The sequence below is a fragment of the Microbacterium sp. genome (genome assembly GCF_043427715.1).
In the GTDB taxonomy this organism is placed as follows: Bacteria; Actinomycetota; Actinomycetes; order Actinomycetales; family Microbacteriaceae; genus Microbacterium.
In genome coordinates this window covers 1-6804 of sequence record NZ_JBHWTD010000098.1, presented here as the reverse complement: position 1 = coordinate 6804, position 6804 = coordinate 1, and the positions used below count along the sequence as shown (strand labels likewise).

At 72.0% G+C, this 6804-nt stretch carries 5 protein-coding genes and 2 tRNA genes; 6 read left to right on the top strand and 1 reads right to left on the bottom strand.

Translation table 11 applies throughout. The annotated features are described in order from the left end of the window. A partial coding sequence (locus tag ACHFGS_RS09755) for a phytoene desaturase family protein (protein WP_394289425.1) occupies positions 1-939 on the bottom strand: 939 nt, incomplete at its 3' end. A 32-nt stretch (positions 940-971) separates the two neighbouring features. On the opposite strand from ACHFGS_RS09755, the gene ACHFGS_RS09750 reads away from it, so the two are divergent. The 6 genes from ACHFGS_RS09750 (at position 972) to ACHFGS_RS09725 (ending at position 6692) form a co-directional block, all read left to right on the top strand. Further along, positions 972-1760 (top strand): inositol monophosphatase family protein, encoded by a 789-nt coding sequence (locus ACHFGS_RS09750; protein WP_394289424.1) that lies wholly within the window; start codon positions 972-974, stop codon positions 1758-1760. 130 nt (positions 1761-1890) lie between these two features. Beyond that, positions 1891-3183 carry a M23 family metallopeptidase gene (locus tag ACHFGS_RS09745; RefSeq protein WP_394289423.1) on the top strand — a complete coding sequence of 431 codons (1293 nt, stop codon included), beginning with the start codon at positions 1891-1893 and terminating at the stop codon, positions 3181-3183. Between the two features lie 64 nt (positions 3184-3247). Next, positions 3248-3319, top strand: a tRNA-Thr gene (locus tag ACHFGS_RS09740). Positions 3320-3343: 24 nt separating this feature from the next. Further along, a tRNA-Met gene (locus ACHFGS_RS09735) sits at positions 3344-3417 on the top strand. Positions 3418-3583: 166 nt separating this feature from the next. After that, complete coding sequence (locus tag ACHFGS_RS09730) at positions 3584-5293, top strand: acyl-CoA dehydrogenase family protein (protein ID WP_394278660.1); 1710 nt, start codon at positions 3584-3586, stop codon at positions 5291-5293. 118 nt (positions 5294-5411) lie between these two features. Then, the gene (locus ACHFGS_RS09725; RefSeq protein WP_394278661.1) at positions 5412-6692 is read left to right on the top strand and encodes a M18 family aminopeptidase; all 1281 of its coding nucleotides are present in this window, start codon (positions 5412-5414) and stop codon (positions 6690-6692) included. The last annotated feature ends 112 nt before the right edge of the window (positions 6693-6804 follow it).

The following is a 6804-nucleotide window of genomic DNA, read 5'->3' as shown; positions in this document are numbered from 1 at the left end:
TCTCTTGTTGACCTTCACCTGGGCGCCCTCGGGCCGGGCGCGGCCGGTGCCCGCCGCGTCGCCGGCGGCGAGCAGAGCGTCGAGGACCGCCGGGCCGGCGCCGCTGAGCACGACCTTCGCGTGCAGCGTCTCACCGCTGTCGAGCGTGACCTCGCCGTCGGGTGTGAGGGCGGTGACCGTCGCGCGGGTGCGGATCTCGGCGCCGGCCGCGCGGGCGGCGGTGTCGAGGGCGCGGCTGACGGTGCCCATGCCGCCGATCGGCACGTCCCAGTCCCCGGTGCCGCCGCCGATCACGTGGTACAGAAAGCAGCGGTTCTGCCGCAGCGAGGTTTCGTCGGCGCTCGCGAACGTGCCGATGAGACCATCGGTCAGTGCGATGCCGCGGGTGATGTCGGTGGCCAGCGAGTCGCGGATGAATCCGCCGATGGGGCGCTCGGCGATCGCCTCCCACAGCTCGTCGTCACCGACCGCGGCGCGGACGTCCGCGGCGCGCTGCAGCGGCGAGGTCACGGTGGGGAAGAGCGTCTGCGCGAGCGGCGCGAGACGGTCGCCGAATGCAGCGTATCGGTCGGCTTCGGCGGCGTCGCCGGTGGCGCGGAGGAAGCTCGCGGCGGTCGCATCCTCGTCACCGCGGTCGACGAGGATGCCGCGGCTGGGGTCCTCGGGAAGCGGGGTGTACGAGGAGTAGCGGCGTCGCTTGAGCCGGATGTCGAGCCCGAGATCACGGATGATCGACGCGGGCAGCAGGCTCACCAGGTACGAGTACCGCGACAGCTTGGCATCCACTCCCGCCCACGGCCGCTCCGACACCGCGGCGCCGCCGACATCGTCGAGCCGTTCGAGGACGGTGACAGTCTTGCCCGCCTTCGCGAGGTAGGCCGCGGCGACGAGGGCGTTGTGTCCGCCGCCGATGATGATGACGTCTCGGGTAGCGCTCATCCCCTCAACGTAGCGGGCGATAGCGTGGGCGCATGGACACCGCTTCGCTCGCCGATCTCGCCGTCGACATCGCCCGCGAGGCCGGTGATCTGGCGCGGCGCCGGCGCGAAGAAGGCGTCGCGATCGCCGCGACCAAATCGGCGATCGCCGACATCGTGACCGAGGCTGATCGCGAGGTGGAGCTGCTCATCCGCGCTCGATTGGATGCCGCGCGCCCCGGCGACGGGTTCCTCGGCGAGGAGTCGGGGGCGGAACGCTCCGGCGCGGAGATCACGTGGGTCGTCGATCCGATCGACGGCACCGTGAACTACGCCTACGGCAGCCCGCACTACGCGGTGAGCATCGCCGCCGTCACGGGTGAACCGGATGCGCGCACGTGGACCGCCCTCGTCGGCGTCGTGCACCAGCCGGTCACGGGGGAGACGTTCCACGCCGTGCGCGGCGAGGGGGCCTGGCTCGGCGACCGTCGCCTGCACGTCGGCGAGGTGGGTGAGGCCGGTGGACTCGTCGCCACCGGCTTCGGTTACGACCCCGCCACGCACGCCGGCGACCTCGCCCGAGTGGCCGCCGTGATGCCGCTCGCACGCGACCTGCGACGTGCCGGCGCGGCATCCCTCGACCTCGCCTACGTCGCCGCGGGGCGCCTCGACGGGTACTTCGAACGTGGCCTGCACCCGTGGGACCACGCGGCCGGTGGGCTGCTCGTCGAGGAGGCCGGCGGCGTCGTCACGGGGGCGCCCGATGGTCGCCCGGGCCGCGAGATGACGGTCGCCGCGGGGGCTGTGCTCCACGCCCGGATCGTCGAGGCGTTGGGACTGTGACCGCGCACATGCGACTTTCAGCGGCGTCGTGTAGCGTGGTTATCTGATCGTTACCTTCGCTTGCCCGAGCGGAGAGATCCTGAAGCCCGAAGCCGCGGCGCCAGCCGCATGACCCCGAGAGCCTGCGCGTTTGACCCTCGACACCTCCATGACCGGCGCCGCCGGCGCCCGTCGTGATCAGCGACCCGCCGCGCCCAGCGGCACTCCGCTGACCCGTGCCGAGTACCGCCGCCTCGTTGCCCAGGCCGCGCAGAAGACCGCCGCCGAGGTCCAGGGCACCCAGGCTCAGGCCACCCAGGTTCAGGCCACCGAGGTCGAGGCCGCTGCGGCGAAGCCGGCCGCCCCGCAGTCGCTTTCCGAGCAGATCGTCGTCGAGACGGTCGCCGCGTCGCTGCCGCTGCGCCGCCGTGCGCGCGTGACCGTTGCCCCCGAGGCGGCGCCCGGCAGCTCCGCGCCGGAGTTCCTCGACGAGACGGTGATCCTCCCGTCCGCCACCTCGACGCACCTCGCCGCCGAGCAGCCCGGGCCGAGCATCCTCGACGAGTTCGAGCTCGCCGCCCGGGTTTTCGCTTTCACCGGCGAGACGCCCATCCAGGTCGCCCGCGCCGCCGTCGAGGCGGAAGCCGAGGCCGCACCGACCACCCGCGCGCGTGCCGCCGCGGCGGTGCCGCCGCGTCCCCGCCGTGGTGCGGCGATGTTCAAGCGCGCCGCCGCGGCATCCTTCTCCGTCTCCGTCGTCGGCGTCGTGGGGGCACTCGCGTTCGTGACGACGACCCCCGTCTCGGCCGTCTCCGCCTTCGGCCCGGCTGCGGCCTCTGATGTCTCCGTTCTCGCCCCCGAGCGGGTGAGCGCCGAGAAGGAGATCCAGGCCTACGTCGCGGCATCCGACACCAAGGCCAGCGACCTCGAGCGCACCGGCGATTACGACATCCAGTCGATGGCGGAGGTCGCCGCCGAGTCGGGTGTGACGCAGTTCGCCGGCACCTGGGTCAACGACACCGCCGCCGATGTGCAGTGGCCCTTCCCCGTGGGCGTGCCGATCTCGGCGGGCTACGGCTCCAGTTCTTACCTGTCGAAGTTCGCCACCCCCCATCGCGGTGTCGACTTGACACCCGGCCGGGGCGCCGAGATCCACGCGATCGCGGCGGGCACCGTCCGCATCTCCACCGAAGGTGGCGGTGACTACGGGGTGACCGTCGTCGTCGACCACATCATCGACGGGCAGCTCGTCTCCACGCGCTACGCGCACATGGAGTACGGCTCGCTCCGCGTCTCCGCCGGCGACAGTGTCGCCGCGGGGGATGTGCTCGGCACGGTCGGTTCGACGGGTAAGGTGACCGGTCCGCACCTCCACCTCGAGGTGCTGCTCGGCGGTACGCAGCGCGTCGACCCGATGGGATGGTTGTACGAGCACACGGACTGATCCGAGTTCGTTGGGATGCCGCGGCTCTGGTATCCTCTTCTAGTTGCCTTCTTGAAGGCAGCACGCCCCGATAGCTCAGTGGCAGAGCACTTCCATGGTAAGGAAGGGGTCGTCAGTTCAATCCTGACTCGGGGCTCGTAGCATCCTCTGGAAGCTTCGCGGCGGGGTAGCTCAGTTGGTGAGAGCGCACGACTCATAATCGTGAGGTCGCGGGTTCAAGCCCCGCTCCCGCTACTCAAAACCCCCGGCTCCACCCGGGGGTTTTGTTGTTCCCGAATCGGTGGCGCGCGTGGCCGCTCTGCCCCGCGAGCGTTCGGGACTCAGTTCCTCGCGCACTGGTACTCAGTCGCGCGTAGACTGATCCTCGGTCGCAACCGACCCGTTCACCGAGGAGCACCCCATGGCAGCATCGTCCGAGTACACCGCGCCCGTTGCGGACTACGCGTTCCTGACGGGGGAGGCCTTCGGTCTCGACATCGTCTCGCGGGCCACGGGCGGTGAGCTGACCGCAGCGGATGCCGCGGAGATCATCGCCGGTGCGGGCGAATTCGCCTCGTCGGTCCTCGCCCCGCTCCTGCGCGTGGGTGATGAGGAAGGCGCGCGTCTCGAAGACGGCCAGGTCCGCCTGCCCGCCGGCTACGCCGAGGCGTACCGTGCGTTCGCGGAGGCCGGCTGGATCACCGCCGAGGCCCCCGTCTCCGCCGGTGGCGACGGGCTGCCGGGCGCGATCCGGGCCGGGCTCGGCGAGATCTGGAACGGCTCCAACGCCGCGTTCGCGCTCTGCTGGCTGCTGACGGCGGGGCAGATCCATGCGCTCGACGCCGTGGCATCCGATGATCTGCGCGAGACCTACCTGACGCGTCTCGTCTCGGGCGAGTGGACCGGCACGATGAACCTCACCGAGCCCGACGCGGGCACCGACCTCGGCGCGATCCGCACGGTCGCGACGCCCCGCGAGGACGGCACCTGGGGGCTCCGCGGCCAGAAGATCTTCATCACGTGGGGCGACCACGACGTCGCCGACAACATCGTCCACCTCGTGCTGGCGCGCACGCCCGACGCCCCCGAGGGTGCGAAGGGCCTGTCGCTGTTCGTGGTCCCGAAGTTCCTGGTCGGCGCGGACGGCACGATCGGCGACCGCAACGGCGTCGAGACGGTGGCGATCGAGCACAAGCTCGGCATCCACGCGAGCCCGACCTGCGTGCTGTCGTTCGAGGACGCGACCGGCTACCTCGTCGGCGAGCTGCACGGCGGCCTCGCCGGCATGTTCGTGATGATGAACTCGGCCCGATCGGGGATGGGGTTCCAGGCCACCGGCATCGCCGAGCGCGCCTACCAGCAGGCCGTCGCCTACACCGGCCAGCGTCTGCAGGGCCGCGTCATGGACCGCCCCGCCGGCACGCCGATCGCCGAGCACCCCGACGTCCGCCGCCTGCTGCAGTCGATGGCGACCCGCATCTTCGCGATGCGCGCCGTCGGTGTGTACGCGGCCGACCTGTTCGATCGCTCCGAGACGGCCGGGGCCGGCGGTCTCGCCGAGCTGTTCGTCCCGATCCTGAAGGCGTGGGCGACGGAGGAGGCACAGCTCATCACGAGCGACGCCATCCAGGTGCACGGCGGCATGGGCTTCATCGAGGAGACCGGCATCGCGCAGCACTACCGCGACATCCGCATCACCACGATCTACGAGGGCACGACCGCGATCCAGGCCAACGACCTGATCGGGCGCAAGGTGCTCCGCAACGAGGGTGCCACCGTCGAGGAACTGCTCACGCAGATCACCGCGACCGTCGACGAGCTCCGCGCCGTCGGCGAGCCGGTCGCGACTCGCACGGCCGATCGTCTCGAGCGCGCCGTCGCCGCGGCGCGCCAGGCGACGGCGTCGCTGCTGAGCTTCGGCGCATCGCGCGACGCGTACGCCGTCGGCGTGCCGTACCTCCTGCTGCTCGGCACGCTCGCCGGTGGCTGGATGCACGGCCTCGCCGTGCTCGCCGTCTCCCGCGGCGCCGAGGCGGGCGACCGCCTGAGCTCCGCCGACTTCTACGGCGCCCACCACCTCGTGCGCGTGCACGCCCTCGCCGAGACCGTCGCGGCGGGCGAGATCGCCTGACGTCCAGGCCCCCTCGGGCCCACCGAGCTGTAGCCGGGCGGCATATTCGCGCCGCGGCATATCCCGCCGCGCGGCGTACGATCGAAGGGTTCCACCCGCCATCTCCCGGAGGTCCGCTGTGCCCGTCGACGCTCTCGCCCACGCCTCAGACCTCGCCGACTTCGTCGCCGCCTCGCCGTCGAGCTTCCACGCCGCCGCCGAGGTCGCCCGGCGCCTCCGCGATGCGGGGTTCACCGAGCTGTCGGAGCACGATGCGTGGCCGGCGCAGCCCGGCGGGCGATTCCTCGTCGTCCGTGACGGCGCCGTCCTCGCTTGGGTCGTCCCGGCATCCGCCGATGCCACCACCGGCGTCCACATCTTCGGCGCGCACAGCGACTCGCCCGCGCTCAAGCTCAAGCCGCGCCCCACGACCGGATCGCTCGGCTGGCTGCAGGCGGGTGTCGAGGTGTACGGGGGGCCGCTGCTGAACTCGTGGCTCGACCGCGAACTGCGCCTCGCCGGCCGGCTCGTGCTCGACGACGGCACCCAGGTGCTCGCCGCGACCGGGGCGCTTCTGCGCCTGCCGCAGCTGGCGATCCACCTCGACCGCGAGGCGAACGACGGCCTCGCTCTCGACAAGCAGCGGCAGACCCAGCCGGTGTGGGGGCTCGGCGAAGCGGAATCCGCTGATCTGCTCGCAGAGCTGGCGACGGAGGCGGGGGTGGATGCCGCGCGTATCCGCGGCTACGACATCGTCACCGCCGATGCGGCGCGCGGCACCGTGTTCGGCAAGGATGACGTGTTCTTCGCGTCGGGCCGCCTCGACGACCTCGCCTCGGTGCACGCCGGTGTGGTCGCGCTGGAGCGCGCCGCCGACGGGTTCGACGCCGAGCGCATCGCGATGCTCGCCGTCTTCGATCACGAGGAGGTCGGCTCGGCGACCCGGTCGGGGGCGGCCGGCCCGTTCCTGTCGGATGTCTTGGAGCGCGTGCAGCTCTCGCTCGGCGCCGACCGCGAGCAGCAGCTGCGCTCGCTCGCGGCGTCGTGGTGCGTGTCGAGCGACGTGGGTCACGCGGTGCACCCGAACTACGCCGAGAAGCACGACCCGGTCGTGCAGCCGCGGCTCGGGTCGGGACCGATCCTGAAGATCAACGCGAACCAGCGCTACGCGACCGATGGTGCGGGCGCCGCCGCGTGGCATGCCTGGTGCGACGCCGCGGGCGTGGGCAGCCAGGAGTTCGTGTCGAACAACGCCGTGCCGTGCGGGTCGACGATCGGCCCGATCACCGCGACGCGTCTGGGCATCGCGACGGTCGACGTCGGCATCCCGATCCTGTCGATGCACTCCGCCCGCGAGCTCGCCGGTGTGGCCGACCTCGCCGACCTCACCCGCGTCGCCGAGGCGTTCTTCACCGCCTGACCTGCGCGGAGCGGGGGGCCGAGCGGCCGGACGCCGCACACCCGAAGGCTGCGCGCGCCTGTTAACGCGGGATGCCGCGGCGCCGCGCCCCGAAAGGAGCGCCGCGCACAAC

Coding starts and splice junctions, on each gene's coding strand:
- ACHFGS_RS09730 (WP_394278660.1), top strand. CDS start 3,584: ATGGCAGCATCGTCCGAGTACACCGCGCCCGTTGCGGACTACGCGTTC.
- ACHFGS_RS09750 (WP_394289424.1), top strand. CDS start 972: ATGGACACCGCTTCGCTCGCCGATCTCGCCGTCGACATCGCCCGCGAG.